General features: G+C 59.1%; 29 protein-coding genes. 14 read left to right on the forward strand and 15 right to left on the reverse strand.

Annotation, left to right across the window (positions count from 1 at the left end; genetic code table 11):
* Positions 1-36: 36 nt before the first annotated feature.
* Positions 37-1,185: a cupin domain-containing protein gene (locus Q7U49_RS09690; RefSeq protein ID WP_304764062.1), complete on the reverse strand. Its 1,149-nt coding sequence runs from the start codon at positions 1,183-1,185 to the stop codon at positions 37-39.
* A 40-nt stretch (positions 1,186-1,225) separates the two neighbouring features.
* Here Q7U49_RS09690 and Q7U49_RS09695 point away from each other — a divergent pair, with 40 nt between their 5' ends.
* The gene (locus Q7U49_RS09695) at positions 1,226-1,759 is read left to right on the forward strand and encodes a peptidylprolyl isomerase (protein WP_304764063.1); all 534 of its coding nucleotides are present in this window, start codon (positions 1,226-1,228) and stop codon (positions 1,757-1,759) included.
* A gap of 106 nt (positions 1,760-1,865) precedes the next feature.
* Here the strand turns inward: Q7U49_RS09695 and dut are convergent, their stop codons facing one another.
* On the reverse strand, positions 1,866-2,312 hold the full coding sequence (gene dut, locus Q7U49_RS09700; protein WP_304764087.1) for a dUTP diphosphatase: 447 nt from the start codon (positions 2,310-2,312) through the stop codon (positions 1,866-1,868).
* Complete coding sequence (gene coaBC, locus Q7U49_RS09705; RefSeq protein ID WP_304764064.1) at positions 2,312-3,538, reverse strand: bifunctional phosphopantothenoylcysteine decarboxylase/phosphopantothenate--cysteine ligase CoaBC; 1,227 nt, start codon at positions 3,536-3,538, stop codon at positions 2,312-2,314. Before coaBC ends, dut begins: the two co-directional genes overlap by 1 nt.
* 91 nt (positions 3,539-3,629) lie before the next feature.
* Here coaBC and Q7U49_RS09710 point away from each other — a divergent pair, with 91 nt between their 5' ends.
* The 5 genes from Q7U49_RS09710 to Q7U49_RS09730 all read left to right on the forward strand — a co-directional run bounded on the left by Q7U49_RS09710 (position 3,630) and on the right by Q7U49_RS09730 (position 8,849).
* The gene (locus tag Q7U49_RS09710; protein WP_304764065.1) at positions 3,630-5,297 is read left to right on the forward strand and encodes a CTP synthase; all 1,668 of its coding nucleotides are present in this window, start codon (positions 3,630-3,632) and stop codon (positions 5,295-5,297) included.
* On the forward strand, positions 5,297-6,154 hold the full coding sequence (gene kdsA / locus Q7U49_RS09715; protein ID WP_304764066.1) for a 3-deoxy-8-phosphooctulonate synthase: 858 nt from the start codon (positions 5,297-5,299) through the stop codon (positions 6,152-6,154). Before Q7U49_RS09710 ends, kdsA begins: the two co-directional genes overlap by 1 nt.
* Positions 6,155-6,204: 50 nt before the next feature.
* Positions 6,205-7,488, forward strand: a complete 1,284-nt coding sequence (gene eno, locus Q7U49_RS09720) for a phosphopyruvate hydratase (RefSeq protein ID WP_304764067.1) — start codon at positions 6,205-6,207, stop codon at positions 7,486-7,488.
* Positions 7,489-7,496: 8 nt separating this feature from the next.
* Positions 7,497-7,775, forward strand: coding sequence for a septum formation initiator family protein (locus tag Q7U49_RS09725; RefSeq protein WP_304764068.1), 279 nt, complete (start codon positions 7,497-7,499; stop codon positions 7,773-7,775).
* Between the two features lie 255 nt (positions 7,776-8,030).
* Complete coding sequence (locus tag Q7U49_RS09730; protein WP_304764069.1) at positions 8,031-8,849, forward strand: sulfite exporter TauE/SafE family protein; 819 nt, start codon at positions 8,031-8,033, stop codon at positions 8,847-8,849.
* Between the two features lie 61 nt (positions 8,850-8,910).
* On the opposite strand, the gene rplI is transcribed toward Q7U49_RS09730, so the two are convergent.
* From rplI to ppsA, 6 genes are all read right to left on the reverse strand, one after another.
* Positions 8,911-9,363 carry a 50S ribosomal protein L9 gene (gene rplI / locus Q7U49_RS09735; protein ID WP_304764070.1) on the reverse strand — a complete coding sequence of 151 codons (453 nt, stop codon included), beginning with the start codon at positions 9,361-9,363 and terminating at the stop codon, positions 8,911-8,913.
* An 11-nt stretch (positions 9,364-9,374) separates the two neighbouring features.
* Complete coding sequence (gene rpsR, locus Q7U49_RS09740) at positions 9,375-9,659, reverse strand: 30S ribosomal protein S18 (RefSeq protein WP_011464487.1); 285 nt, start codon at positions 9,657-9,659, stop codon at positions 9,375-9,377.
* A gap of 28 nt (positions 9,660-9,687) precedes the next feature.
* Complete coding sequence (gene priB, locus Q7U49_RS09745; RefSeq protein WP_304764071.1) at positions 9,688-10,002, reverse strand: primosomal replication protein N; 315 nt, start codon at positions 10,000-10,002, stop codon at positions 9,688-9,690.
* Positions 10,003-10,011: 9 nt separating this feature from the next.
* On the reverse strand, positions 10,012-10,377 hold the full coding sequence (rpsF, locus tag Q7U49_RS09750; protein ID WP_296159122.1) for a 30S ribosomal protein S6: 366 nt from the start codon (positions 10,375-10,377) through the stop codon (positions 10,012-10,014).
* A gap of 109 nt (positions 10,378-10,486) precedes the next feature.
* Positions 10,487-12,796 carry a VC_2705 family sodium/solute symporter gene (locus tag Q7U49_RS09755; RefSeq protein WP_304764072.1) on the reverse strand — a complete coding sequence of 770 codons (2,310 nt, stop codon included), beginning with the start codon at positions 12,794-12,796 and terminating at the stop codon, positions 10,487-10,489.
* A gap of 42 nt (positions 12,797-12,838) precedes the next feature.
* The gene (gene ppsA, locus Q7U49_RS09760) at positions 12,839-15,235 is read right to left on the reverse strand and encodes a phosphoenolpyruvate synthase (RefSeq protein WP_304764073.1); all 2,397 of its coding nucleotides are present in this window, start codon (positions 15,233-15,235) and stop codon (positions 12,839-12,841) included.
* Positions 15,236-15,412: 177 nt separating this feature from the next.
* Between ppsA and Q7U49_RS09765 the strand changes: the two genes are divergently transcribed.
* Positions 15,413-16,234, forward strand: a complete 822-nt coding sequence (locus tag Q7U49_RS09765; RefSeq protein ID WP_304764074.1) for a pyruvate, water dikinase regulatory protein — start codon at positions 15,413-15,415, stop codon at positions 16,232-16,234.
* Between the two features lie 17 nt (positions 16,235-16,251).
* A complete protein-coding gene (locus tag Q7U49_RS09770; RefSeq protein WP_304764075.1) occupies positions 16,252-16,929 on the forward strand; it encodes an energy transducer TonB in 678 nt (225 codons plus the stop codon).
* 38 nt (positions 16,930-16,967) lie between these two features.
* Here the strand turns inward: Q7U49_RS09770 and Q7U49_RS09775 are convergent, their stop codons facing one another.
* Entirely contained in the window at positions 16,968-17,369 is a 402-nt protein-coding gene (locus Q7U49_RS09775; RefSeq protein WP_304764076.1) for a heme-binding protein, read from the reverse strand.
* A gap of 180 nt (positions 17,370-17,549) precedes the next feature.
* On the opposite strand from Q7U49_RS09775, the gene Q7U49_RS09780 reads away from it, so the two are divergent.
* Positions 17,550-18,245 carry a Bax inhibitor-1/YccA family protein gene (locus Q7U49_RS09780; RefSeq protein WP_304764077.1) on the forward strand — a complete coding sequence of 232 codons (696 nt, stop codon included), beginning with the start codon at positions 17,550-17,552 and terminating at the stop codon, positions 18,243-18,245.
* Positions 18,246-18,352: 107 nt separating this feature from the next.
* Here Q7U49_RS09780 and rlmD read toward each other — a convergent pair whose 3' ends face one another.
* The 4 genes from rlmD to surE are packed head-to-tail and all read right to left on the reverse strand — an operon-like array spanning position 18,353 to position 22,281.
* Entirely contained in the window at positions 18,353-19,795 is a 1,443-nt protein-coding gene (rlmD, locus tag Q7U49_RS09785) for a 23S rRNA (uracil(1939)-C(5))-methyltransferase RlmD (RefSeq protein WP_304764078.1), read from the reverse strand.
* Between the two features lie 53 nt (positions 19,796-19,848).
* On the reverse strand, positions 19,849-20,694 hold the full coding sequence (locus tag Q7U49_RS09790) for a peptidoglycan DD-metalloendopeptidase family protein (protein WP_304764079.1): 846 nt from the start codon (positions 20,692-20,694) through the stop codon (positions 19,849-19,851).
* 13 nt (positions 20,695-20,707) lie between these two features.
* The gene (locus Q7U49_RS09795) at positions 20,708-21,514 is read right to left on the reverse strand and encodes a protein-L-isoaspartate(D-aspartate) O-methyltransferase (protein WP_370653990.1); all 807 of its coding nucleotides are present in this window, start codon (positions 21,512-21,514) and stop codon (positions 20,708-20,710) included.
* Entirely contained in the window at positions 21,514-22,281 is a 768-nt protein-coding gene (gene surE / locus Q7U49_RS09800; RefSeq protein ID WP_304764089.1) for a 5'/3'-nucleotidase SurE, read from the reverse strand. The genes Q7U49_RS09795 and surE overlap by 1 nt, the downstream gene beginning before the upstream one ends.
* Positions 22,282-22,343: 62 nt before the next feature.
* Between surE and Q7U49_RS09805 the strand changes: the two genes are divergently transcribed.
* Positions 22,344-22,976, forward strand: coding sequence for a LemA family protein (locus tag Q7U49_RS09805; RefSeq protein WP_304764080.1), 633 nt, complete (start codon positions 22,344-22,346; stop codon positions 22,974-22,976).
* 3 nt (positions 22,977-22,979) lie between these two features.
* A complete protein-coding gene (locus tag Q7U49_RS09810; RefSeq protein ID WP_304764081.1) occupies positions 22,980-23,888 on the forward strand; it encodes a hypothetical protein in 909 nt (302 codons plus the stop codon).
* A 153-nt stretch (positions 23,889-24,041) separates the two neighbouring features.
* On the opposite strand, the gene Q7U49_RS09815 is transcribed toward Q7U49_RS09810, so the two are convergent.
* On the reverse strand, positions 24,042-24,344 hold the full coding sequence (locus Q7U49_RS09815) for a S9 family peptidase (RefSeq protein ID WP_304764082.1): 303 nt from the start codon (positions 24,342-24,344) through the stop codon (positions 24,042-24,044).
* Between the two features lie 59 nt (positions 24,345-24,403).
* On the opposite strand from Q7U49_RS09815, the gene Q7U49_RS09820 reads away from it, so the two are divergent.
* The 3 genes from Q7U49_RS09820 (at position 24,404) to Q7U49_RS09830 (ending at position 26,855) form a co-directional block, all read left to right on the forward strand.
* Positions 24,404-24,784 (forward strand): transposase, encoded by a 381-nt coding sequence (locus Q7U49_RS09820; RefSeq protein WP_304764083.1) that lies wholly within the window; start codon positions 24,404-24,406, stop codon positions 24,782-24,784.
* On the forward strand, positions 24,781-25,116 hold the full coding sequence (gene tnpB / locus Q7U49_RS09825; protein WP_304764090.1) for an IS66 family insertion sequence element accessory protein TnpB: 336 nt from the start codon (positions 24,781-24,783) through the stop codon (positions 25,114-25,116). The genes Q7U49_RS09820 and tnpB overlap by 4 nt, the downstream gene beginning before the upstream one ends.
* 158 nt (positions 25,117-25,274) lie before the next feature.
* Positions 25,275-26,855: an IS66 family transposase gene (locus tag Q7U49_RS09830; RefSeq protein ID WP_304764084.1), complete on the forward strand. Its 1,581-nt coding sequence runs from the start codon at positions 25,275-25,277 to the stop codon at positions 26,853-26,855.
* Positions 26,856-26,893 lie beyond the last annotated feature (38 nt).

Consider the following 26,893-nt stretch of genomic DNA (forward strand, 5'->3'; position numbering starts at 1 on the left):
TGTTTGCAACAATCTATTTCAATGCTGCTGCGGTGATCATTCAAGGGCCTGAAGCCAACCAGCGACCCACCAAGCCGTGACCAGCATCAGCGCCTGCACACTGAGCTTGCCTACGTCCCGGGCTGAAAGGCGGCGGGTGTTGGCCAGGCTGCGCATCAAAGTGGCATCCCGCCCCGAAGCACTGAAGCTCTCGCCATTGATGAAAACATGGTGGGCATCGAACATCATGCGCGTGCGCCGGTCCAGACGAATGCCCTGGGCCTTCAAGGTCAGCGCATCCTGTGCAGACTCGGACTGCACTTCAAACCAGACATTGGGCTTGGGCTCGGTCATGTACTCACCCAGGCCCCGTGCCAGCGCCCGACTGTCCTGCAGGGCGTCTTGCAGTGCATCCTGGGCAAACTCCAGCATCCGGGCAGAGATTTCTGCGGGCTGGTCGACCGCGGGCTGATTGGGATCCTGGTACAAAGCCACACCCACCGCCTCCTCGGCGTCTTCTGCGAGGCGCTGCAGCAGTTCCCGGGCCAGCTCGGCCCGGTTCGGAATACGAAAGCCAATGGAATAGGTCATGCATTCGCCCTCGGCAATGCCGTCATGGGCATAACGCGGCGGCAAATACAGCAGATCACCCGGCTCCAGCACATACTCCGCCTCGGGCTCGAAGTTGGCCAGGATTTTCAAAGGCACATCGGGCTGCAGGCTCAAATCTTTTTGGCGGCCAATGCGCCAGCGCCTGTTGCCATGCGCCTGCAATAAAAACACGTCATAACTGTCGTAGTGCGGCCCCACGCCACCGCCATTGGTGGCGTAGCTGATCATCAGGTCGTCCAGCCGCGCGTCAGGTACAAACCTGAACTGGTTCATCAGTTCGTGCACCCGCTCGTGGTGCAAATCCACGCCCTGCACCAGAATTGTCCACCCCGGTTGCTTCAGGGGTGGCAGGGCACGGCGCTGAAACGGCCCGTGCTTGAAGCGCCAACCCGGCCTGGACCCCGGCTCCTGAATCACCATGCGGGTCTGGGCGTCTTCATTGGCGGCAAGTTCAAACAACTCCGCGCGGTCCAACAAGGGTTTGAAGCCGGGCACGGCCTGCCTAACCAACAATGGCTTTTTTTGCCAATAGCGTTTCATGAACACTTCTGGGCTGATACCGCCTAACAAAGGCAGCGCTTGGGTGACATCCATGGGGTACTCCGTTCGGTTTTTTGTCTGCGACAATTCTCGTATGGAAATCACACAACAATGCGTCGTCGCTTTAACTTGGACACTCAAAGATTCTTTGGGTGAGGAATTGGACGTGCTCGATGAACCCGTCGAGTTTTTGGTGGGGGGCGGTGACTTGTTTGAAGTCATCGAAACTGCACTGCAAGGCCATGAGGCAGGTGCCACCCTGAACCTGCACATCGAGCCCGAGCAGGGCTTTGGCGAGTTCAACGAACAGCTCATTTTTCTGGAAAGGCGCGAACTCTTCCCACCCGAGCTCGAAGAAGGCCTGACCTTCGAAGGCGCTGCCCTGCCCGCCGGGTGTACCCCGGACATGCCACAGGATGTGCTTTACACCGTGACCGACATCTACCCGGAACATGTGGTGCTGGACGGCAACCATCCGCTGGCCGGCATTGCGCTGCACCTGACACTGCAGGTGCGCGGCGTGCGCGAAGCCACCGAAGCGGAAATTGGTTGCGGCAGTGCGGGAACGGGTTTTTTCAAGGTCACGCCCATGCACAGCCTGCCACCGGGCAGCGACCTGCTGCACTAGGGGCCTGGGCGGCAGAGCGTTCTGCGCAGGTAAAAGGAGGAGCCCGCAGGGCGGGGGACACGCAGCAGAACGCTCTGCCGCCCAGGCTCCTGGCGCTCTGGAAAAATCAGGCTTTGCCAGTCGAGCCGTAGCCGCCCTCGCCGCGCACGCTGGCCGGGAACTCGGTCACCACGTTGAACTGGGCTTGCACCACCGGCACGATCACCAGTTGCGCAATGCGTTCCATGGGCTCGATGGTGAAGGCCACATCACTGCGGTTCCAGGCGCTCACCATCAACTGGCCCTGGTAATCGCTGTCGATCAGGCCGACCAGATTGCCCAGCACGATGCCGTGCTTGTGACCCAGACCGGAGCGCGGCAGGATCATGGCGGCAAAGCCTGGGTTGTGCAGGTAAATGGCAATGCCGGTGGGCACCAGTTGCCAGGCATTGGGCGCCAGTGTCAAGGGCGCCTCCAGGCAAGCACGCAAGTCCAGACCGGCACTGCCGGGCGTGGCATAGGCCGGCAACTGGTCCGCCATGCGCGGGTCGATCACTTTGACATCAATCTTCATCATGCAGCAGCTCCGGGACCCAGGCGTTGGGCAATTTCGGCAATGAGTTGGCGCGCCAGCGCAAGTTTGGAATCGCGCGGCAAGGCACGGCTGCCGGCCTCGTCAACCAGCAACAAGGCGTTGTCATCCTGTCCAAAGGTGTCCGGGCCAATATTGCCCACCAGCAAGGGCACGCCCTTGCTGGCCCGCTTGGCCTGCGCATTGGCCAGCAAGTCGTGGCTTTCGGCCGCGAACCCCACGCAGTACAAGGCGCGGCTTTGGCCCCGCTCGGACTGTGCCAGCGTGGCCAGAATGTCGGGGTTTTCGACAAAATGCAGCTCGGGCGGCTGACCGCTGCCGTCCTTCTTGATTTTTGAAGTCGAGGCACGGGCGGGGCGCCAGTCAGCCACAGCCGAAGTTGCGACAAAAACGCTGGCTTGATCCGCCCGTTCGGTCACGGCGGCCAGCATCTCCAGGGCAGACTTCACGTTGATCCGCTGGACACCGCGCGGCGTGGAAAGGCTCACCGGCCCGGCCACCAAGGTCACCGTGGCACCGGCTTCGCGCGCGGCGCTGGCAATGGCAAAACCCATCTTGCCGCTCGACAGGTTGGTGATGCCCCGCACCGGGTCAATGGCTTCATAAGTCGGGCCGGCCGTGACCAGCACGTGCTGACCTGTCAGTACCTTGGGTTGAAAAAAGGCGATCAGTTCATCCAGCAACTCATGCGGCTCCAGCATGCGGCCATCGCCTGTTTCGCCACAGGCCTGGTCGCCATGGCCCACGCCCAGCACCCGGGCGCCGTCAGACTGCACTTGCGCCACATTGCGCTGGGTGGCGGGATGTTGCCACATTTCGCGGTTCATGGCCGGCGCAATCAACAAGGGCACCCGCTCTGCGGGACGCGCCAGGCACATCAAGCTGAGCAAATCATCAGCCTGGCCTTGGGCCAATTTGGCGATCAGGTCGGCGCTGGCGGGTGCCATCAAACACGCATCGGCTTCCCGCGTCAGGTTGATGTGCGCCATGTTGTTGGCAGCCCGGCTGTCCCATTGGGACCCAAACACCGGGCGCTGACTCAGGGCTTGCATGGTGACCGGGGTCATGAATTGCTCTGCGGCCTGCGTCATGACGACTTGCACCGAGGCGCCGGCCTTGATCAACAAACGGCACAACTCGGCCGCCTTGTAGCAGGCAATACCGCCCGAGAGACCCAGAACAATGTGTTTTCCAGCTAAATCTTTCATGCGCCGCAATGTAACAGACCATGGGGCAGGCATGAAAGCGGCCCCTATAATCTCGCTTTACCAGCTTCCTGAGTTCACAACTCACTCTGACATGACCAAATTTGTCTTCGTCACCGGCGGTGTAGTGTCTTCCCTGGGCAAGGGAATCGCCTCCGCTTCCCTCGCTGCGATCCTCGAATCGCGCGGCCTCAAAGTCACCTTAATTAAACTCGATCCCTATCTGAATGTGGACCCCGGCACCATGTCGCCGTTCCAGCATGGCGAGGTGTTTGTGACCGACGATGGCGCCGAGACCGACCTCGACCTGGGCCACTATGAGCGCTTCATTGAAACGCGCATGAAAAAGGCCAACAATTTCACCACGGGTCAAATCTACAAAAGCGTGTTGGAAAAGGAGCGCCGTGGCGACTACCTGGGAAAAACCGTGCAGGTCATCCCCCATGTGACCAACGAAATCCAGGACTTCATCAAGCGCGGTGCCGGTTTTGGCACACCCGAGGCGGTTGATGTAGCCATTGTCGAAATCGGTGGTACCGTGGGTGACATCGAGTCACTTCCGTTCCTTGAGGCGGTACGCCAGCTCAGCCTGCAACTCGGCCCCAACAACAGCGCGTTTGTGCATTTGAGCTACGTGCCCTGGATTGCCGCAGCGGGCGAGCTCAAGACCAAACCGACCCAGCACACCGCCAAGCAATTGCGCGAAATCGGCATTCAGGCCGATGCCCTGCTGTGCCGCGCCGACCGCCCTATTCCCGAAGAAGAGCGGCAAAAGATTTCACTGTTCTCCAACGTCCCGCTGTGGGGCGTGATTTCCATGTGGGACGTGGACACCATTTACAAGGTGCCGCGCATGTTGCATGAACAAGGCCTGGACGGCCTGATCTGCGACAAGCTGCGCCTGAATACGCCACCCGCCAGCCTGAAACGCTGGGACGAGCTGGTGTATGAAACCGCCCATCCGCAAGGTGATGTCAATATCGTCATGGTGGGCAAGTATGTCGAATTGAGCGACAGCTACAAATCGCTCAATGAAGCCTTGCGGCATGCCGGCATGAAAAACCACGTGCGCATCAAGATCGACTACATCGACTCCGAAACCATCACCCCTGACAACGTCGCACGCTTGGCCAAGTTCGACGCCATTCTGGTGCCGGGCGGCTTTGGCGTGCGCGGCGTGGAAGGCAAGATCTGCGCGGCCCGCTTCGCCCGCGAAAACATGGTGCCTTACCTCGGCATCTGTTTGGGCATGCAGGTGGCCACCATCGAATTTGCGCGCCATGTGGCCGGTCTCACCGAGGCCAACAGCACCGAATTCAACCCGGGTACGTCCCAGCCCGTGATTGCCCTGATCACCGAATGGAAAGACGCGGACGGCAGCATCAAGACGCGCACCCAGGACTCCGACCTGGGTGGCACCATGCGCCTGGGCGCGCAAAGCTCGGACGTGGCCAAAGGCACGCTGGCCCACAAAATTTATGGCGACGTGGTGACCGAGCGCCATCGCCATCGCTACGAAGCCAATGTGAATTATCTCGACACCTTGCGCCAGGCCGGCTTGGTGATTTCTGCCCTCACGCAGCGCGAACACCTGACCGAGATTGTGGAACTGCCGCAAAACGTGCACCCCTGGTATGTGGGTGTCCAGTTTCACCCCGAGTTCAAGTCCACGCCATGGGATGGACATCCTCTTTTCAATGCCTTCGTGCGGGCAGCCCTGGAACATCAAGCCAGTTCCAGCAACGAGAAAGCGGTGGCCTGATGAAACTGTGTGGTTTTGACGTCGGCTTGCAACAGCCGTTTTTCCTGATTGCCGGTCCCTGTGTCATCGAGTCCGAGCAATTGCAGATGGACACGGCCGGCACGCTGAAGGAAATCACCGCCAGCCTGGGCATTCCCTTCATTTTCAAAAGCAGCTTTGACAAGGCCAACCGCTCCAGCGGCAGCACCTTTCGGGGACCTGGCATCGACAAGGGACTTGAAATTCTGGCCAAGGTCAAACGTGAGTTGGGCTTGCCGGTGCTGACCGACATTCACTCCGAAGACCAGATCGCCCAAGTGACGGCCGTGGTCGACGTGCTGCAAACGCCGGCTTTTTTATGCCGCCAAACGGACTTCATTCGCGCGGTGGCGCAATCCGGCAAACCCGTCAACATCAAAAAGGGGCAATTTCTGGCGCCTGGCGACATGAAAAACGTGATCGACAAGGCCCGCGCCGCTGCCCGTGAAAAAGGTCTGCCAGAAGACAACTTCATGGCGTGCGAGCGCGGCGTCAGCTTTGGCTATAACAACCTGGTGAGCGACATGCGCGCGCTGGCCATCATGCGCGACACGGGTGCGCCCGTGGTCTTCGATGCCACCCACTCGGTGCAATTGCCCGGCGGTCAGGGCACCAGCAGCGGCGGCCAGCGTGAGATGGTGCCTGTGCTGGCGCGTGCGGCTGTGGCGGTCGGTGTGGCCGGCCTGTTCATGGAAACCCACCCCAATCCAGCCCAGGCCCTGAGCGACGGCCCCAACGCCGTGCCACTGAAACACATGAAAGCCCTGCTTGAAACCCTGTTGGCACTGGACCAGGTGACCAAGCGGCATGGCTTCCTTGAAAACGATTTTTCCGCTTGATCCCATTGATCGCGCCTTATTTCCGTTAAATTTTTTGGAGAATAAAACCCATGAGTGCAATTGTCGATATCGTCGGTCGTGAAATTCTGGACTCCCGTGGCAACCCCACGGTCGAGTGTGATGTGTTGCTGGAGTCCGGCACCATGGGCCGCGCTGCCGTACCGTCTGGCGCCTCCACGGGCAGCCGTGAAGCCATTGAGTTGCGTGATGGCGACAAGTCCCGCTACCTGGGCAAGGGCGTGCTGAAAGCGGTCGAGTACATCAACACCGAAATTTCTGAAGCGGTACTCGGCTTGGACGCATCCGAGCAAGCTTTTCTGGACAAAACGCTGATTGACCTGGACGGCACCGAGAACAAGAGCCGCCTGGGCGCCAACGCCATGCTGGCCGTGTCCATGGCCGTGGCCCGCGCTGCCGCCGAGGAATCCGGCCTGCCGCTGTACCGTTACTTCGGTGGCATGGGCGGCATGCAATTGCCGGTGCCGATGATGAACGTCATCAACGGCGGAGCACACGCCAACAACAGCCTCGATCTGCAGGAATTCATGATCATCCCGCTGGGCGCCCCCACGTTCCGGGAAGCCCTGCGCTACGGCGCTGAAGTGTTTCATGCCCTGAAGAAAATCATCGACGAGAAAGGCATGAGCACCGCTGTCGGTGACGAAGGTGGCTTTACTCCCAGCGTGGAAAACCATGAAGCTGCCATCCAGTTGATCTTGCAGGCGATCGACAAGGCTGGCTACACCGCCGGCGAACAGATTGCCATTGGCCTGGATTGCGCTGCCAGCGAGTTTTACAAGGACGGTCAGTACCACCTCAAAGGCGAGGGCCTGGTGCTCAGCGCCGAAGCCTGGACCGACATGCTGGCCACCTGGGTTGACAAATACCCGATCATCAGCATTGAAGACGGCATGGCCGAGGGCGACTGGGACGGCTGGAAAGTCTTGACGGATCGCCTGGGCAAACAGGTGCAAATCGTGGGTGACGACCTGTTCGTCACGAATACCAAAATTTTCAAGGAAGGCATCGACAAGGGTATTGCCAATTCGATCCTGATCAAGATCAATCAGATTGGCACCTTGACCGAAACTTTTGCCTGCATCGAGATGGCCAAAAAGGCCGGTTACACGGCCGTCATCAGCCACCGTTCGGGTGAAACCGAGGACTCCACCATTGCCGACATCGCAGTGGGCACCAACGCACTGCAAATCAAGACCGGGTCACTCAGCCGCTCTGACCGCATGGCCAAATACAACCAGTTGCTGCGCATCGAAGAAGACCTGGGTGAGATCGCCAGTTACCCTGGGCGCGCGGCCTTTTATAACCTTCGCTGAAGAGAACCATGGGCTCACGTTCGGTGATGCTCGCACTGATTGCACTGCTCGTGATCTTGCACGCGCAGTTGTGGTCGGGGCGCGGCAGCATCCCGAACGTGGCACAGTTGCAGGCGCAACTCAAGACGCAAGCCCAACTCAATCAACAAGCGGTTCAGGCCAACCAGCAACTGGCTGCTGAAGTGCGGGACTTGAAAGAAGGGCTCGAAATGGTTGAGGAAAAGGCGCGCATGGAACTGGGCATGATCAAGGTCAATGAAATCTATGTGTTGATTGCACGACCCTGAAAAAGTCGTCATTTTTACGCTTTTCTGGTCACGGCCCGCCTTGGCGACACTACAATCAATTTGCCTGCCGTGTATGCCGGGTTTTATATTTCCTTGAACCAATGCTCATAGAGCCCGGGCTTGGAACATTGTCATGTCAGCGTGATCGTCTCGCGTTAGATGAACCCAAGACATTGACTGACCTCGCCCACCTGAACCCCGGTTCAGGATGCGGATCCGGTGACACGCGCAGGCACCCTATTCTCTTCTTGTTTCATGCTGCCTGACCCCCTCTTGATTGCTGAACTGGTGACACTCGGGCTTTTCACCGGTTTTTTGGCCGGACTCCTGGGCATCGGTGGTGGCATGATCATGGTGCCCTTTCTGACCATCATTCTGACCAAGATTGGCGTGGTGCCGGAGCTGACGATCAAGATGGCCATCGCCACCTCGATGGCGACCATCGTCTTCACCTCCGTCTCCAGTGTGCGGGCGCACCACAAACGGGGCGCCGTACGCTGGGACCTGGTGAAAAAACTGGCGCCTGGTATCGTGCTGGGCAGCCTGCTGGGCAGCATGGGTGTCTTTGCCCTGCTCAAAGGGTCCTCGCTGGCCATTTTCTTTGCCGTGTTTGTCGGCTTTTCAGCGACCCAGATGTTTTTGGACAAGAAGCCGCCGCCCAGCCGGGAGGTTCCCGGAACAGCCGGCTTGCTCGGTGCCGGCTCGGTGATTGGTTTCCTGTCGGGACTGGTCGGTGCCGGTGGCGGCTTTATCAGCGTGCCCTTCATGACTTGGGTGAATGTGTCCATCCACCATGCCGTTGCCACCTCGGCCGCGCTCGGTTTTCCCATTGCGCTGGCTAATGCAACAGGTTATGTGCTGAGTGGCCTCAAGCTGGCGCAACTGCCGGCCTACTCTTTGGGTTATATCTGGTTGCCAGGCCTGCTGGTCATTGCGAGCTGCAGCGTTTTGACTGCCCCCCTGGGTGCCAAGGCAGCACACAAACTACCCGTCAAACGCCTCAAACGCATCTTTGCCAGTATTTTGTACCTGCTGGCGGCGTACATGCTATTCAAAGGCCTGACGACTTCATAGACGAACGCGCCAAAAAAAACCGCCCATGTTGCCACGGGCGGTTTTTTTGAATGAGCCGCTATCAGGCCGTTTCGCCGTAAACGGAAACCGTGATGTCAACCACCACGTCGGTGTGCAAAGCGACACTGACCGTGCTGTCACTGACGGTCTTGATCGGACCGTTGGGCATGCGTACTTGCGACTTGGCCACAGCAAAACCGGCCTTGGTCAGCTCTTCAGCGATGTCGGCATTGGTCACGGAACCAAACAAGCGACCATCCACACCGGCTTTTTGCGTCAGCTTGCAGGTATGGCCGGCGAGTTTCTCACCGATCGCCTGGCATTCGGCGAGTTTGGCGGCTGCCGCCTTTTCGAGTTCGGCACGGCGTGCTTCGAACTCTTGCTTGGCAGATGCGGTGGCGCGACGGGCGCGGCCGGAAGGGATCAGGAAATTGCGGGCGTATCCGTCTTTGACACGAACGATTTCACCCAGGGTACCAAGGTTCACCACCTTGTCGAGCAGAATGATTTGCATGGTTGTGGTCCTTAGATCTTGTGCTGGTCGCTGTAAGGCAGCATGGCCAAAAAGCGTGCGCGCTTGATAGCCGTGTTCAGTTGACGCTGGAAAATAGCGCGTGTACCCGTCAGGCGAGCGGGAATGATCTTGCCGTTTTCGGCAATGAAATCGCGCAAGGTATCGATGTCCTTGTAGTCGATTTCTTCAACACCAGTTACCGTGAAACGGCAAAAGCGCTTGCGCTTGAAAAGCAGATTTTGTGCGGGGCGCTTGGGGCGCTTGTCTTTATTATTGAAACGTTTAGGTCCGGCCATGATGGACTCCTTAAATTTTTAAAAAACTTTAATTTTGAGCAAATTCTTGAACATGAAACACCAATTGTTTGGTGCCACGTGGGGAAGCCAAAAAGCCCTTGAAGAGCCAACTGCTTCCTATTTCCTGTTGGGCCAATCGCTCAGCCACGGAACCAAATGACACCGACTTCAGAAGTGCCTTGACTTGTCTTACCTGACTGGCTTCAAGTGCTTCGGAGGCATGCTCCAACAAACAATTCAAAGCCGGCACACCAGAGGGCGTATAACGCATGGTGCTCGATTCGACAATTTGCGCCGTCAAAACCAATTGGTTAACGGCAACGGTCGCACTAGGTGTTGTCACTCAAGAAATTTAAGCCTGGTATTCGGCTTGCTGCGTTTTGCGAGCATCTTCACGCTCAACGGTCTTCATCATGGAAGATGGGCCGGTTTCAGCTTTCTTCTTCAGAACCGTCAAATGGCGCAACACGGCATCGTTGAACTTGAATGCATGCTCAAGTTCGGCCATGACCGCTTGGTCAGCTTCAATGTTGACGCACAGGTAATGGGCTTTGGCCAGCTTGTTGATCAGATAGACCAACTGGCGGCGACCCCAGTCCTCGACACGATGGACTTTGCCACCGCCGGCAACGATCATGCCTTTGTAACGCTCCAGCATGGCTGGAACCTGTTCGCTCTGATCCGGATGGATCATGAGGATAATTTCATAATGACGCATTGAAACTCCTTCTGGATAAACCTCTTGTGAGGCAAAAAACCGCCCTCAGCGTCTAATTGAGGTGCGGTAAGGTAACTGGCGATTATAGCCCTGAATCAACCAGCCTCGATCACCTTGCAGAAGCAGCAGAACCCCGCGTCAGCCAGCTCAGGACCACCGTGACCAGCAGCCCTGTTCCCACACCAAAGACGCCAGCGGAGACCGGTTCGATGTCAAACCAGAGGCCGGAGCCTTTCAAGGACAGCAGCGTCCTGACGGCGCTCAGGTTGATTACCATGTAATAAAGCGTTGTCAACAAGCCGGTCAGCATGCCCGCGACGGCCGCCACACGCGTCACGCCGCGCCAGAAAATCCCCAGAATCATGACCGGCACAAAGGCTGAACCAGCCAGGGAAAAGGAAGCTGAAACCAGAAACAGGATGTCGGCGGGACGCTGCGCTGCCACATAGGCCGCGACCAAGGCCACCAACAAAAGTGCAAATTTGGACAGCATGACACGGCGCACTGCGCCGGCACGGTCGGTGTCCTGCCAGTAAAACAGATCATGGGCCAGGGCATTGCCGATGGTCAACAGCAAGCCATCCGCTGTCGACAAAGCGGCCGCCAGACCGCCCGCCGCCACCAGGCCCGACACCACATAGGGCAGACCGCCAAGCTCAGGGGTGGCCAGCATGACGATATCGGGACCCAGCTGGAGCTCGGCAAACTGGAGAATATGATCACCGTTGATGTCACTTACGGATATCAGGGCGGGATCAAGCTTGGCCCACTGGGCAATCCAGACCGGCAGGGCATCAAAGCGCATGCCCACCAACTGGCTCATGACCTCGTACTTCACCAAAACAGCCAGGGCCGGCGCCGAGAGGTACAAAAGTGCAATGAAAAACAGCGACCAGGTAACAGAATTCCTGGCTTCAGCGACAGTTCGGGTGGTGTAAAAGCGGGTCAGCAAATGGGGCAAGCCCGCCGTGCCAATCATGAGACAAAACATCAGGGCCAGGAAATTACGCCGCGATACTTCAAACTTTTCCTGCTCCTGCGCTGTCCCCTCGGGGTCACCGGCGAAGGGCTGGGTATGGGCGGGCATGCCAGCCAAAGGCTGGGCGCGCATCAAATTTTCCTGCCGGGCCTGCGTCCAGCGCGCGCGCGCCGCATCTTCATCACGCGGCATCGCGGCCAATTGGCGCCGCGCCGCCACAATCACCGACTCTTCAGCGTGCGCCCCCATCAAGCTTTGAATCATCTCCTTTTGCGCCCTTTTTTCCTGCTCCAGGGAAGCGGGCAATTCGGCCAGTTTGCGCTCAAAGTCATGCGCACGCCGCAGATATTCCTTGATGACCTGCTGCTCGTCGGGCGCCGTCATCAAATGCTGCTCAAGCTCAGCGATTTTTGGCAGCTGTTGACCGTAGGCCACGGCAGCCACCGGATTGCCCAACTGCTTGTAAGCAAGCCAGGAGACCGGGATCAAAAACGCAAGGATGACAACCACATACTGCGTCACCTGCGTCCAGGTCACGGCACGCATGCCACCCAAAAACGAACAGACCAGCACGCCGCCCAAGCCCAACAGGATGCCAATTTCGAACTGGACGCCGGTCAAGCGAGAGGTGATGAGACCGACGCCATAAATTTGTGCGACCACATAAATAAAGGAACATAAAACCGCCGACCACGCCGCAATGATGCGAGGCCAACGTCCACCAAACCGATGGGCAAAATACTCCGGCAAGGTGTAGAGATTCAATTGCCTGAGATAAGGCGCCACGAACAGCGCCACCAGGCAAAAGCCACCCGTCCAACCGAGCACATAAACCAGGCCCCCGGGTTGCATGCCTGAGCCCGAGAAACCCTGCAAATAAAGCCCACCCGCCATGCTGATGAAGGAGGCCGCGCTCATCCAGTCTGCGGCCACCGCCATGCCGTTGTACATGGCCGGAATGCGCCGACCCGCCACGTAATACTCCGAGGCGTTGGAAGTACGACCGTAAATGCCGATCAAGGCGTACAGGAAAACGGTGGCAAAAAGAAATATGGCCCCCACCCAGATTTTTCGCAGCCCCCCCTGCTCTGCCAGGGTCAGGGCCAGGATGAACATGACCAGCAAAACCACAAAAGTGGCAAAACGCTGATGGAGGCGGCGGTTATACACCTTGACCGCAGCGGGGACTTCAGCCGCTTGTCCCTCTTGCCGATTGGCCACCCAGGCGAAAACAGCCACGATGCCAATGAACATGATGACACTGCCCTGTGCCGCAAACCAGTAGGAAACCGGCCAACCCGCCACAACCTGTTGCAGATCGTGAGCAAAAAAAACCAGCCCGAAAGACGCAGCAAACCAGACCAGCAACAGCCAGCCGTGCAAACCCATCAGGTTTGCCGCAGGCGGACTGTTGCGTGTGGACAGGTTGGCGTCAACCATCAGACGATGCTGGCATCCTCAGGCACTTGCGCTCCGCCCTGCTTACGTGCCCTTGGCAAGGTTCTGCCAAGTGGCCACCACCGTGTCAGGATTCAGGGAGATTGACGAGATGCCCTGCGCCATCAACCAAGCGGCGAAGTCCGGATGGTCACTGGGACCCTGACCACAAATACCCACGTACTTTCCTTCAGCCAGACAGGCTTCAATGGCCTGAGAAATCAGCCGGGTGACCGCCGGGTCGCGCTCGTCGAAGTCCTTGGCCAGTATTTCCAGACCCGAGTCACGGTCCAGCCCCAAGGTCAGTTGCGTCAAGTCGTTGGAGCCAATCGAGAAACCGTCGAAATACTGCAGGAACTCTTTGGCCAGAATCGCATTGCTCGGAATTTCACACATCATGATCAACTTGAGGCCATCCACCCCACTCTTGAGTCCTTTCTGGGCCAGCAACTCAGTCACTTTTTTGGCCTGACCCAGGGTGCGAACAAAGGGCACCATGACTTGCACATTGCTCAGACCCATGTCGTTGCGCACGCGCTTGAGGGCTTCGCACTCCATGGCAAAAGCCTCGCCAAACTCGGCACTGATGTAGCGTGCGGCACCGCGAAAACCCAGCATCGGGTTTTCTTCTTCCGGCTCGTAGCGGCTGCCACCAATCAGCTTGCGGTACTCATTGCTCTTGAAGTCCGACAGGCGAACAATGACCGGTTTAGGCCAGAACGCAGCAGCAATGGTGGCCACCCCTTCGGCCACCCGGTCAACATAAAAGGCGCGTGGCGAAGCATGGCCCCGGGCCACCGACTCGACGGCCTTTTTCAGGTCCGAATCGATGTTGGGGTAGTCCAGGATCGCCTTGGGGTGCACACCAATGTTGTTGTTGATGATGAACTCCAGGCGCGCCAGACCGACGCCGGCGTTGGGCAATTGGCAGAAATCAAAGGCCAGTTGGGGGTTGCCCACGTTCATCATGATCTTGACGTCGATCTCGGGCATCTGGCCGCGCTGCACCTCGGTCACTTCGGTTTCCAGCAAGCCGTCATAAATAAAACCGGTATCGCCCTCAGCGCAGCTCACCGTCACCAACATGCCGTCCTTGAGAACCTGGTCGGCATGGCCACAGCCCACCACCGCCGGGATGCCCAATTCACGTGCAATGATGGCCGCGTGGCAGGTCCGCCCACCACGGTTGGTGACAATGGCCGAAGCGCGCTTCATGACCGGCTCCCAGTTGGGGTCGGTCATGTCGGTCACCAGAATATCGCCGGGCTGCACCCGGTCCATTTCGCTGAGGTTGTGCACCACGCGCACCGGGCCCGTGCCGATTTTTTGACCAATGGCACGGCCTTCGACCAACACGGCGCCCTTGCCCTTGAGCTTGTAGCGATGCTCGACCTTGCCAGCGGCCTGGCTCTTGACCGTTTCGGGACGCGCCTGCAGGATATACAACTCGCCATCCAGGCCGTCCCTACCCCATTCGATATCCATCGGTCGGCCGTAATGCTCTTCAATCACCACGGCGTAAGCCGCCAGTTTTTGCACGTCGGCATCACTCAGGGAATAGCGGTTGCGCAACTCGGTGGGCACATCGGTGGTCTTGACGAGGTGCCCAGTGGCTGCTTTTTCTTCGGCAGTGGAGAACTGCATCTGGATCAGTTTGGAGCCCAGATTGCGTCGGATCAGCGCCAGTTTGCCGGCCTTGAGCATCGGCTTGTGGACATAAAACTCATCCGGATTGACCGCACCCTGCACCACTGTTTCACCCAGACCGTAGCTCGAGGTGATGAACACCACCTGGTCAAAGCCGGACTCGGTGTCAATGGTGAACATGACGCCGGCAGCACCCAAATCAGAACGCACCATGCGCTGAATGCCCGCGCTCAAGGCCACATGCTCGTGGGCAAAACCCTTGTGCACCCGGTAGCTGATGGCGCGGTCGTTGTAGAGCGAGGCAAAGACTTCCCTGATCTTGTGCAGGATTTCTTCAATGCCCATGACATTCAAAAAGGTTTCTTGCTGGCCGGCAAAGGATGCATCGGGCAGGTCTTCGGCGGTGGCCGACGAGCGCACGGCGAAAGAAGCCCTGTCGTTGTCACCATTCAAGGTGATGAAGGCCTTGCGAATTTCCTGCTCCAGATCAGCCGGAAACGGTTGCGATTCGATCATGGCGCGAATTTCAGCACCCACCAAGGCCAGCGCATTGACGTCTTCGGTGTCAAGTGTGCTCAAACGGACGTTGATCTTTTCGGTCAGGCCGTCAAAAGCCAGAAACTCACGAAATGCGTGGGCCGTGGTGGCAAAACCCGTGGGCACCTTGACCCCGGTGGGTAAATTGGAAATCATTTCCCCCAGACTGGCATTCTTGCCGCCGACCGAATCGACGTCGGTCATCCTCAAGTCCTCAAATGGAACAACCAGGGCGGTCGCTGCAAATCGTGTTGTCATAAAAAACTCCAGAAGTTAAAAAACCGCGCTTGAGTAGGGTGCATTCCAGGCTGCACCCCCTGTCGAGGCCAACGCATCCATTTGTTGCTTGATTTATTGGATTGTCTGGCGCTCTGAATTTGGCTAGATAATTATTGTAGGCTTTGACCCGCACAAAAATTTACCCCCACTTTCACCATGCCCAATCGCACCGTATTTTTCGTCTCGGATGGCACCGGCATTACCGCCGAAACCTTTGGCCACGCCATCCTGAACCAGTTTGAAATTGACTTTCGACGGGTCCGGCTGCCTTTTACCGACACAGTCGACAAGGCACACCAGGCGGTACGGCAAATCAACCAGGCCGGCGCGCTTGAAGGCAAGAAGCCACTGGTCTTCACCACCCTGGCCAACGAGGAAGTCATGGCCGTCATCAGCCAGGGATGTCAGGGCATGCTGATGGACATGTTTGGCACCTTTGTGCACCCGCTAGAGGAGGAACTGGGCGTTAAATCCAACCACCGCATCGGTCGCTTCAGCGATGCCAGCAAAAGCAAACAATACCAGTCCCGCATCGACGCCATCAACTTCTCGCTGGATCACGACGACGGCCAGTCACATCGCGACCTGGCCAGCTCTGACGTGATTCTGGTTGGGGTCAGTCGCAGTGGCAAAACACCCACCTCGCTCTATCTGGCCATGCAATATGGGCTCAAGGCATCGAATTACCCGCTGATTCCGGAAGACTTTGAACGCCAGGATTTGCCGCCCGCGCTCAAGCTGCACCACAAAAAACTGTTTGGACTGACCATCCTGCCGGAACGCCTGAGCGAAATTCGCAACGAGCGCCGCCCACACTCCAAGTACGCGTCGCTGGCCAACTGCCGTCATGAAGTCAAGGAAGCCGAAGCCATGATGCGACGCTCGGGCATCAAGTGGTTGTCCACGACCACCAAATCGATCGAGGAAATTGCCACCACGATTCTGCAGGAGTTGCGCATCGAGCACATGACTTATTAAGCAAAAGGAACCGTGTTTTGTGGCACAAAGTCTGTCTGATTTCGGGCGTGCTGGCAGGGCACCTGGCACTGCTTGGCTGGCTCCAGCTTGGACCCGATCATGACGCGGCGGTCGCGCCGACCCTGCGCTTCCAACTGGCACCCACCGCCCCATCCCCTCGGCCAGCCGCGCCCGTGCCATCGGCCAGCCCCGTGCGGCCGGTCTCCGGCAAAGTAAAAACATCAAGTCGGGTGGCAGCGCAAAAACAAACCGAAGCAGCCACCCCCACGGCAAGCGATGCGCCGGTTTCACCCCCCGCCACCAAGCTGCCGACGGGCCTCGGGGTGATTGACAAAGTCGGTCAGGCGGATGTCGCACGCAGCGCGAATACCGGAATGGCAACACATGCCCAAGCGACGCCGGCCGCGCCCGTCACGGTCTTGCCGTCCAGCAACGCCGATTATCTGAACAACCCGGCACCCGCCTACCCTGCCCTCAGCCGCCGGTTGGGCGAACACGGCAGGGTGGTAATTCGGGTGCTCATTGACAAGGACGGCAAGCCGCAACAAGGCGACATTGGTCAGTCAAGTGGTTATGCGCGTCTTGACCAGGCGGCATTGCGCGCCGCGATGGACTGGCGTTACGTGCCCGGTCGTCGCGATGGCAAGGCGCAAGACATGTGGTTCAACGTTCCCATTCACTTCGCGCTGGAATGAGCCCTCCCCGGACACCCTCTGCGCCTGGTAAAACGCCATCAGAGCGCAGCAATACCCGCACGGGCAATTTGCGCGTCTTCGGTGGATTTCACGCCACTGACCCCGACCGCACCCAGGCAGACACCGTCCTTCATGATCGGCACCCCACCCTCCAGCATGCCGCCAATGGTCGGCACACTCAGGAAGGAATGACGACCACCGTCGATCATGTCTTCGTAGTTTTTGGTTTCGCGGCGCCCCAGCGCAGCCGTGTGCGCCTTGGCGGGTGCAATGTGCGCGGAAAGGGCTGCCGCACCGTCCAGGCGCTGCAGCCAGAGCAAATGGCCGCCGTCGTCCACCACAGCGATCGTGACCACCCAGTTGTTTTGCAGTGCTTCAGCCTCGGCTGCAGCAGCAATGCGTTTGATGTCGGACAGTTCCAGAGTGGGTTTGGTTTTCATGGGAATTACCTGTAAAAAAGTTGGCCAAGCATACCGCGCCTTCACAGTTCATTTGCCCACATTGCAGGTTAAAGTATCCTCAAGAAAAGTAGGAAGCCGACAGCGGCTTGTCTCCCGCGAAATCGGTGCCCACTAAAATCCAGTTTACTTTTTTCACCAACCCAAGCAAGGAGCTTGAACATGACTGATAACGTCCATTCCATCGAACGTAGCCATGGCTTTGGCGCCATGGCGCAAGAGCGCAACAAAGTTCTGCGCAACACTTATTGGTTGCTGGCCCTTAGCCTGATTCCGACCGTGCTGGGCGCCTGGCTGGGTGTGGCCACGGGCATCACCCAATCGCTGAGTGGCGGCATGGGCCTGGTGGTGTTTTTGGCTGGCGCTTTTGGCTTCATCTATGCCATCGAAAAAACCAAGAACTCTGCCGCCGGTGTTCCGGTGCTGCTGGGCTTCACCTTCTTCATGGGCCTCATGCTGTCGCGCATGATTGCCATGGTGCTGGGCTTCAAAAACGGGCCTGACCTCATCATGACGGCCTTTGGTGGCACCGCCGGTGTCTTTTTTGTCATGGCCAGCCTGTCCAGCGTCATCAAGCGCGACCTCTCGGGCATGGGCAAATGGCTGTTCGTCGGCGCACTGGCGATCGTGGTGGGCGGCGTCATCAACGTGTTCGTGGGCTCCACCGCCGGCATGATGGCCATCTCTGTCGCCGCCATTGGCGTCTTCAGTGCCTACATGCTGTACGACCTGAAGCGCATTGTGGATGGCGGCGAAACCAACTACATCAGCGCCACGCTCGCCCTCTACCTGGACATCGTCAATGTGTTCCAGAGTTTGCTGGCACTGCTCGGCATCTTCGGCGGCGAACGCGACTGAGACTTTGCGGGTCAGACCACTCGCGCACCGATGTGCTCTGACCCCAACTAACCAGAAAAAAGGCTCCTCGGAGCCTTTTTTAATGATGCATCAAGCTTGTCAACGCTTCAGTCCATCAGGTCAAACACCGCAATACTCTCAACATGGGCGGTGTGCGGAAACATGTTGACCATGCCGGCACCGCTGCAGCGGTAGCCCGCCTGGTGCACCAGCAAGTCAGCATCACGGGCCAAGGTTGACGGGTTGCAGCTGACATAAACAATGCGTTTGGGCGGCTGCCAGGCATTTGCTCCCGGCGTGGCCGGTTCCTCTGACAAGCCCAATTTTTGCTGATGCAGGCTGGCCAATGAACGTGCCAGGGCAAAGGCGCCTTCACGTGGTGGGTCGACCAGCCATTTGTCGGCAACACCATCTGCAATGAGGAGCTCGGGCGTCATCTCGAACAGATTCCGGGCGGCAAATTCAGTTGCAGCCAGGGTGTTGCCGGGCCGGGTTGAAGCCTTGTTTCTCAGGTAGTTGTCGCGTGACCGGGCGACCAGCGTTTCACTGCCCTCAATGCCGAGCACCTCGCGCGCCTGGGTTGCCAAGGGCAAGGTGAAATTGCCCAAACCACAAAACCAGTCAATCACGCGCTCGTCGGCCTGCGCGTCGAGCAGGCGCAGCGCGCGCGACACCAGCACCCGGTTGATCTGCGGATTGACCTGGGTGAAATCGGTCGGTTTGAACGGCATGATGATGCCAAACTCGGGCAAGGCGTAACTCAGCAGTTCACCACCTTCATCGAGCAAACACACGGTTTCTGGCCCCTTGGACTGCAACCACCACTGCACACCCGCATGCTGACGGGCAAATTCGCGCAGCCGGGTCAAATCAGCGGCGCTCAGGGGCTCGAGGTGACGCAACACCAGGGCCGTGACGCTGTCGCCGCAGGCCAATTCAATTTGGGGAATGGTCTCGACGGCATCAAGCGAGGCAATCAGCGCACGCAAAGGCATCAGCATGGCGTCAACGTGTGGCGGCAGCACCGGACACACCTGCATGTCGGCCACATAACGGCTCTTGCGCTCGTGAAAACCCACCAGCACCGCGCCTTTTTTACGCACATAACGCACCGACAAGCGGGCGCGGTAGCGGTAACCCCAGGCCGGACCTTCGATCGGGCGAAAAATGGTCTCGGGCTTGAGTTTGCCCAGGTGCCATAAATTGTCTTCCAGCGCGCGCTGTTTGACGGCGACCTGCGTGCTCATGTGCACATGCTGCATCTTGCAGCCACCACAGGAACCCTGATGCAGGCCGAAATGCGGGCAATGGGGTTCCACCCTTTGGGAAGACTCGCGGTGCACAACGGTGAGCGTGCCGCGCTCCCAACTGTGCTTGGTGCGGTTGATATTGGCACTGACATACTCAAACGGCAGCGCACCTTCAATGAACACCACTTTGCCGTCGGCCTTGTGGGCCACGCCCTGGGCTTCCAGGTCGAGCGACTCCACATAGAGCCAGTCGGCAGGCACGGCAGCTTGGGCTGCCGTGGGATCAGTCGGTTCAATCATTCAATTCAGTCTTGATGTGGCCCGACCAGCTTGGCGGGCTTGGAAGGATGGCGTTACCTGGCAGGCAGGTACTTGGCGGGGTCCACCGGCTTGCCCTGGCGGCGCACCTCAAAGTGCAACTTCACACGGTCGGCATCACTGTTGCCCATCTCGGCAATTTTTTGCCCTTTGAGCACCGACTGGTCTTCCTTGACCAGCAGGGTCTGGTTGTGGGCATAGGCCGTCAGATAGACATTGTTGTGCTTCAGAATGATCAGGTTGCCATAGCCGCGCAAACCGGCACCGACGTAAACCACACGGCCATCGGCAGCCGCCAGCACCGGTTCGCCCGCAGTGCCGCCAATGTCGATGCCCTTGTTCTTGACATCGTCAAAGCCGGCCAACACCGGCCCATTGGTGGGCCAGATCCAGTTGATGTCTGACTCTGACGCAGCGGCCGGGGCAGGACGGGTTTCGCTGGCAGCCGGTGTGGATGCAAGCGCCGGTGCAGGTGCTGCCGGCTGTGCCAGCGTGCCCGTGCTCACGGAGGCCCGGGACACCGCTTGCACCTGCACCTCCTGGCTGACAGGCGGTACCACCCGCAGGACCTGACCCACTTCAATGCGGTTCGGGTTTTCCACCTGGCTCCAGAGCGCGATGTCACGCGGGCTTTGGCCGTTTTCAAGGGCGATGCGCGTCAGAGTATCGCCCGGCTTGACGGTGTAATACCCCGGCTTGCCCGCATGCTCGAACCCTTGGGGTGGCTTGACGCTCGGCACGACGCCAATCACATCACCTGCCCGGGTCACCCGCTCCTCCACCGGTGCGCGGTTGATGCTTCTGGAGCCGCAGGCCACCAAAGTCAACAACACGCACGTCACTGCCAGGGACAAGCCCAAACGTCGCTTCAAAACCGTCATAGATCAACCCTCATCATGCAATGCCTGATTTTAAAGGGACAAAGAAAACGCCCTCCATGACCGTCTGCTGGACCCCTTGCGGCGTCTTGTCAACCACCATCAGCACCTGTTTGCCTGCGCCCGTGGCGCCCACAGAGACGGGCGCCACCAACCTGCCACCGACGGCCAACTGGTCAATCCAGGCTTGCGGCACGGCCTCGCCGCCCGCCGCGGCAATGATGCCAGCATAAGGCGCACCCCTGGCATAGCCCGGCATACCGTCACCAAACAGCAGGTGAACATTGGCCAACCTCAGATGACGCAGGTTGTCACGCGCCTTGTCATGCAGACCGCGCAAGCGCTCCATTGAATAGACCTCATGGCACAGCAGGCTCAGCAGCGCCGTCTGATAGCCGCAGCCAGTACCAATTTCCAGCACCCGCCCCAAGGGTCCCGGGCTGCCCTGGCGCAACAAGCCAAGCATTCTGCAAACCACACCGGGTTTGGAAATGGTTTGCCCCAGGCCAATCGGCAGGCTGGTGTCTTCATAAGCCTGATTCACCAAGGCGGTATCGACAAAGCGGTGGCGCTCGATGCGGCCCATGGCCTGCAGTACGGGCGCGTCGGTCATGCCCTGCTGCGCCAGTTTGTTCACCATGCTTTGCCGTACCGCACTGGAGTCCAGCCCGACACCGTGCGCCAGATGGGTCATCGGCTTGGACGCAGGCAAGGGTCGTGCTGACGTCGCAGGTCGCAAGGGGGCAACTGGCGCCTTGGGCACCGCCAACCTGGCTGGGAAACCAGGCCGAAGCTTGGCACGGCTCGGGTCGGGTTGTGTCATCAGTCGACTGAATCGGCCAGCTTGGCGGCTGTTTGCGCCCAGTAACCCAGATGGTCATGATCGGTCAGATCGACCTTGAGCGGCGTCATGGCGATGTGGCCTTGCGCTGTGGCAGAGAAGTCGGTGCCCTCGGCGTCATCCTTGGCCTGGCCGGCTGCTCCAATCCAGTACATGGTCTCGCCACGCGGGCTCATCTGCGTGATGACTTTTTCTGCGGAATGGCGCCGTCCCAGGCGGCACAGCTTCAGATGCCCCATTTCCGCCAGGGGCAAATTGGGGATGTTGACATTGAGCAACCAGGGCGTGTGACCGATCAGGTTCTGCTGTCCCATCTGCAGCACCAGGTCACGCGCCTTGATGGCTGCGGCGTCCAGATGGTGCCAGTCCCGCTCCACCTGGGAAAACGCGATGGCCGGAATACCAAACAGATAACCCTCCATGGCGGCACCCACGGTGCCGGAATAAATGGTGTCGTCACCCATGTTGGCGCCGTTGTTGATGCCTGCCAGCACCAGGTCCGGGCGGTAATCCAGCAGCCCAGTCAGGGCGATGTGGACACAATCAGCCGGCGTGCCGTTGACATAGCGGAAACCATTGGCCGCACGCTGCACATACAGCGGTGTGTGCAGGGTCAGCGCATTGGACTTGGCGCTGTTGTTGTGCTCCGGCGCCACCACTTCGACGGTGGCGACGTCTTTCAACGCCTCGTACAGCGCCACAATGCCGGGTGCCCGAAAACCATCGTCGTTGCAAATAAGAATTTTCATCATGATGTCCGATTAGACTTGAAGTATAGGATGCCCAAGGTGCTGGAACAGCCCTCATTCCTGTGACAGATGCCACGGCGGGTCGCGCCAAGGCGCTGTTCATTCACGTCAACGACAAGGAGCCATTCATGGATGCGATTTTCTGGATTGTGCTGGCCGTGGTGCTGCTGTATGCCATCACGCTTTACAACAGCCTGGTCAAGGTCAAGAATGCGGTGTCCAAGGCCTGGGCCAACATCGATGTGCTGCTCAAACAGCGCCATGAAGAGCTGCCCAAGCTGGTCGACACCTGCAAGCAGTACATGCAATACGAGCAAAGCACCCTGGAAAAAGTGATCCAGGCGCGCTCCAGGGTGTCAGAGGCCCGTCAATCCCACGACATGGGCGCCCTGGGTCTGGCCGAAGGCGCTTTGCGCAGTGGTCTGGGGCAATTGTTTGCGCTGGCGGAGTCTTACCCAGATCTCAAAAGCAACGAGCAGTTCCTGCACCTGCAATCGCGCATCAGCGGGCTGGAAAACGCCATTGCCGACCGGCGCGAGTTCTACAACGAAAGCGTCAACATCAACAACGTGGCCATCGCGCAGTTTCCCGATCTCGTGCTGGCGCGACTGTTCAACTTCAAGGCGTTCGAGTTGCTGAAGTTTGCAGCGACCGAGTTGCAAGACGTCGACATTGGCCAACGCTTCAAGGCTTGAACCATGCTGGTGCGCGGCTTGCGCGGTCTGCAGCACTTCGGGCTCAACCTGGGTAGCCTGGCCACCGGCCTGTACTTCGCTTTGATCGCCGTGGCCGCGCAATCGGGCCCCGGTTTGCAGGCGCGCTGGTGCCTGGCGGGCGCGGCCTGGCTGGCGGGGGTGGCCTGGCTGGGCAGTTTGCGCCGCACCCGCGCCATTGCCGAACTGGCCACCTCACGCATTGCCTCCGCAGCGCAGGGCTATGTCGAGATCATGGGCCGCGCCAGCACCCAAACGGACCAGCTGATCCATACCCCGCTGGGCGGTATCGCCTGCATCTGGTACCGCTACCGGCTGTACTCCAGGGACAACGCCAAGCGCGAATGGCGCCAGATCGACAGCGGCACCAGCAGCGCCACGTTCGACATCGTGGACGCCAGCGGCGTCTGCAGCGTCGACCCGGACCATGCCGAGGTGGTCGGCGCGCAAGCGCGCACCAGCTACCCTGGCGATGACAAGCTGGTGGAAGAATGCCTGTTCGGTGGCAGCACGATCTACGTGCTGGGTGAGTTTTTGACCCTGGGCGGTGCCAGTTCGACCTTGAATGCACGCGAAGACGTGAGCGCCCTGCTGACCCGCTGGAAGCAGGACCGGACTGACCTGCACCAGCGCTTTGACCTGGACCGCAATGGCACCATTGACCTGCAGGAATGGGAATTGGCCCGAAACTTGGCCACCCAGACCATCGAGCGCGAGCACCGCAGCATCCGCCAGCAAGCCGGAGTTCACTTGCTGCGGGCACCCGAAGACGGGCGACTGTTTTTGATTTCGGCGCTCTCGCCCCAGGCGCTGCGCAAGCATTTTTTACGCTGGAGCATTTTTCACCTGGCCATGACAGCCGCCGCGGTGGCGGGCTGGATCTACCTCGCTTGAGCCAGTGAGGCCAAGGACGTGAAGCACGGGTTACTCGTTCCAGAGCAGCCTATCGGGCTTCTGAAGAACAGATCAGGAGGCTGGCCTTCACGAACTTACTGACAGGTGACTTCCTTGCCAGCCTGGGTTGTTACAACTACCAGGGTTATTTGTTCAGTCGCCCGCTGCCCCTGCCGGAGTTTGAGGCCTACGCCCAAGCGAACTGATCAAAAACGCCAGCAACTGCGGGGATTCGGTTTGCAAGGCCTCGGTCGGGTCATGCCGCCCTGGCAGGGCCAGCAACTGCACCCGGCCATTTTGCCCGGCTGCCAGCAGACGCAGGGCATCATCAAACGGCACCATGTCGTCGTCTTCACCGTGCACCAGCAGCACCGGACAGCGCACCCGAGTCACGCTGCGAATGGGCGCAATGTCGTCAAAGCGCGCCCCGATCACGCGCTGCACATGGCGTAGCACAGTATGCGTCCGGCCAACACATATTGAAGGGGAGCTGAAATCCGGAGATAGTGTGCACGATGAACATCATGCACACCATGGCGAGCGAGGCTCGCACCACCCAAGCCCGCAAGAGGCGGTTCTACAGCCCCGAACTCAAGCTGCAAGTTGTCGGGGCCTGCGCCCAGCCCGGTGCGTCCATTGCCGGGGTTGCCCTGCAGCACGGCATCAACGCCAACATCGTGCACCGCTGGTTGCGCGAACATAGCCAGGGCACACTGATCAGGCGAGAACAGACCTTTGTGCCGGTTACCTTAAGCGCGGCCACAGAACCGGCAACGGCCCAGCCCACTGGGGACATCCGCCTTGAGGTCAAGCGAGTCAACACCACCATCGTCGTGCACTGGCCTCTTGCCGGTGGCGCCGCGTGCGCGCAGTGGCTACGCGAGTGCTTGCAGTGATCCGCATCGACGCGGTATGGTTGTCCACCGCTCCCTTGGACATGCGAGCCGGAACAGACACGGCACTGGCCCGCGTGGTGGCTGTATTCGGTTGCGCCCACCCGCACACCGCCTACCTCTTTGCCAACCGGCGCGCCAACCGCATGAAGGTGCTGGTGCATGACGGTATCGGCATCTGGCTGGCCGCCAGAAGGCTGCACCAGGGCCACTTTGTCTGGCCCGCTCAAGCGACCCAAACGCAGATCAGCTTGAGTCGAGCCCAGCTCGACGCACTGGTGCTGGGCCTGCCCTGGAGTCGCATTGGCGAGGGTGGCATCATCCGCGTGGTGTGAGGCAAAAAATGACGAAAAATCAACTCTGATTTGGTACGAAAATGAAGGGAGAAAGGACTTCAAATGCAGACATGGCAATGTTGGTTCACTATTGTTTTTGAGTCAATTGGGGAATGTCAGAATGGCCCAAAACAGTTCTGTGTGGGACACTTTGCACCATGGTCCAAGCCCAAGAATCACTTCTCGATTTGAACGCAGAACAACTGCGTGAACTCGCCCTTGATTTGATCGCGCAAATCGCCCACCAGGACCAACAAATCACCAGCCTGGACCAAACCATCATCAGCAAAGACCGCGAGATCCTGTACCGCCAGGCCAAGATCGACCAGCTCACGCATGAGATGGCGGTCTTGAAGCGCTGGAAATTTGGGCGCAGCCGAGAACAACTCGATGCTGGCCAGGCCAGCTTGCTCGATGAAACCATCGACGCCGACATCGCCGCCATTGAGCAAGAGCTCCAAGACCTCGCACCACCGGACAAAGCAGCCAAAGAACCCCGCCAGGCGCCTAAGCGCACAACCCTGCCCCCAGAGCTGCCTCGCGTTGAGTTGCACCACGAACCCGACAGCACCACCTGCACCTGCGGCTGCCAGTTGAAGCGCATCGGCGAAGACGTCAGCGAGAAGCTGGACTACACGCCGGGCGTGCTCACGGTGCAGCGCCATGTCCGTGGCAAGTGGGCCTGTTCCGAGTGCCAGACCCTGACGCAAGCGCCGGTGCCCGCCCAGATCGTCGACAAGGGCCTGCCTACCTCGGGTTTGCTGGCACAGGTGTTGGTGGCCAAGTATTCTGACCATTTGCCACTGTATCGCCAGGAGGCCATCTTCGGTCGTTCCGGCTATCCAATAGCCCGCTCCACCCTGGCGCAGTGGGTGGGCGTGTGTGGCGTGCAGTTGCAGCCACTGGTCGATGCGCTCAAGAAGTCCATGTTCCAGTCTGCCGTGCTGCATGCCGACGAAACCCCGGTGGCCATGCTCAAGCCGGGCAACAAGAAGACCCACCGGGCCTACCTCTGGGCTTATGCGCCGGGGGCCTTCGAGAACATAAAGGCCGTGGTCTACGACTTTTGCGAATCCCGCGCCGGTGAACATGCAAGAACATTCCTGGGAGACTGGAGCGGTGGTCTGGTTTGTGACGACTTCAGTGGCTACAAAGCCAGCTTTGGTGCTGCCATCACCGAGGTGGGCTGCATGGCGCATGCGCGGCGCAAGTTCTTTGACCTGCATGTCAGCAACAAGAGCGAGATTGCCCAACAGGCGCTGACCTACATTGGGCAGTTGTATGAGATCGAGCGGGAAGTCAAACATCTCAGTGCCGATGAGCGAGGCAGCATCCGCAAAGAAAAATCAAAACCGCTGGTTGATGCCTTGCACCAGTGGATGCTGTTACAGCGCCAACGCATTACCGATGGGACCGCCACCGCCAAAGCGCTGGACTACAGCTTGAAACGCTGGGTTGCCTTGACCCGGTTTGTGAACGACGGGCGCCTGCCCATTGACAACAACTGGATTGAGAACCAGATTCGCCCGATCGCCATAGGCCGGGGCAACTGGTTGTTCGCGGGCTCACTGCGCGCGGGCCAGCGCGCAGCTGCGGTGATGAGCCTGATCCAAAGCGCCAAGCTCAACGGGCATGACCCGTATGCCTATCTGAAGGATGTTCTGGCCCGCTTGCCGACTCAGAAGAACAGCCGAATTGATGAGCTGCTGCCGCACAATTGGTCACCGCTGATCACGTAACGGTTACGCCGTCAATCTGTGTTCGCCGGACGCATACG

The sequence above is a fragment of the Rhodoferax sp. genome (genome assembly GCF_030653815.1).
GTDB lineage: Bacteria > Pseudomonadota > Gammaproteobacteria > Burkholderiales > Burkholderiaceae_C > Rhodoferax.

Excerpts from the sequence above, each read along its gene's own strand:
- Q7U49_RS09820 (WP_304764083.1), top strand. The coding sequence starts at position 24,404 with ATGAACATCATGCACACCATGGCGAGCGAGGCTCGCACCACCCAAGCC.
- Q7U49_RS09775 (WP_304764076.1), bottom strand. The coding sequence starts at position 17,369 with ATGAAAACCAAACCCACTCTGGAACTGTCCGACATCAAACGCATTGCT.
- rlmD (WP_304764078.1), bottom strand. The coding sequence starts at position 19,795 with ATGATTGAACCGACTGATCCCACGGCAGCCCAAGCTGCCGTGCCTGCC.
- Q7U49_RS09830 (WP_304764084.1), top strand. The coding sequence starts at position 25,275 with ATGGTCCAAGCCCAAGAATCACTTCTCGATTTGAACGCAGAACAACTG.
- ppsA (WP_304764073.1), bottom strand. The coding sequence starts at position 15,235 with ATGACAACACGATTTGCAGCGACCGCCCTGGTTGTTCCATTTGAGGAC.
- rpsR (WP_011464487.1), bottom strand. The coding sequence starts at position 9,659 with ATGGCCGGACCTAAACGTTTCAATAATAAAGACAAGCGCCCCAAGCGC.
- kdsA (WP_304764066.1), top strand. The coding sequence starts at position 5,297 with ATGAAACTGTGTGGTTTTGACGTCGGCTTGCAACAGCCGTTTTTCCTG.
- Q7U49_RS09755 (WP_304764072.1), bottom strand. The coding sequence starts at position 12,796 with ATGGTTGACGCCAACCTGTCCACACGCAACAGTCCGCCTGCGGCAAAC.
- Q7U49_RS09795 (WP_370653990.1), bottom strand. The coding sequence starts at position 21,514 with ATGACACAACCCGACCCGAGCCGTGCCAAGCTTCGGCCTGGTTTCCCA.
- Q7U49_RS09690 (WP_304764062.1), bottom strand. The coding sequence starts at position 1,185 with ATGGATGTCACCCAAGCGCTGCCTTTGTTAGGCGGTATCAGCCCAGAA.
- Q7U49_RS09710 (WP_304764065.1), top strand. The coding sequence starts at position 3,630 with ATGACCAAATTTGTCTTCGTCACCGGCGGTGTAGTGTCTTCCCTGGGC.
- Q7U49_RS09765 (WP_304764074.1), top strand. The coding sequence starts at position 15,413 with ATGCCCAATCGCACCGTATTTTTCGTCTCGGATGGCACCGGCATTACC.
- eno (WP_304764067.1), top strand. The coding sequence starts at position 6,205 with ATGAGTGCAATTGTCGATATCGTCGGTCGTGAAATTCTGGACTCCCGT.
- Q7U49_RS09790 (WP_304764079.1), bottom strand. The coding sequence starts at position 20,694 with ATGACGGTTTTGAAGCGACGTTTGGGCTTGTCCCTGGCAGTGACGTGC.
- Q7U49_RS09780 (WP_304764077.1), top strand. The coding sequence starts at position 17,550 with ATGACTGATAACGTCCATTCCATCGAACGTAGCCATGGCTTTGGCGCC.
- Q7U49_RS09725 (WP_304764068.1), top strand. The coding sequence starts at position 7,497 with ATGGGCTCACGTTCGGTGATGCTCGCACTGATTGCACTGCTCGTGATC.
- rpsF (WP_296159122.1), bottom strand. The coding sequence starts at position 10,377 with ATGCGTCATTATGAAATTATCCTCATGATCCATCCGGATCAGAGCGAA.
- Q7U49_RS09695 (WP_304764063.1), top strand. The coding sequence starts at position 1,226 with ATGGAAATCACACAACAATGCGTCGTCGCTTTAACTTGGACACTCAAA.
- dut (WP_304764087.1), bottom strand. The coding sequence starts at position 2,312 with ATGAAGATTGATGTCAAAGTGATCGACCCGCGCATGGCGGACCAGTTG.
- rplI (WP_304764070.1), bottom strand. The coding sequence starts at position 9,363 with ATGCAAATCATTCTGCTCGACAAGGTGGTGAACCTTGGTACCCTGGGT.
- Q7U49_RS09810 (WP_304764081.1), top strand. The coding sequence starts at position 22,980 with ATGCTGGTGCGCGGCTTGCGCGGTCTGCAGCACTTCGGGCTCAACCTG.
- Q7U49_RS09730 (WP_304764069.1), top strand. The coding sequence starts at position 8,031 with ATGCTGCCTGACCCCCTCTTGATTGCTGAACTGGTGACACTCGGGCTT.
- coaBC (WP_304764064.1), bottom strand. The coding sequence starts at position 3,538 with ATGAAAGATTTAGCTGGAAAACACATTGTTCTGGGTCTCTCGGGCGGT.
- surE (WP_304764089.1), bottom strand. The coding sequence starts at position 22,281 with ATGAAAATTCTTATTTGCAACGACGATGGTTTTCGGGCACCCGGCATT.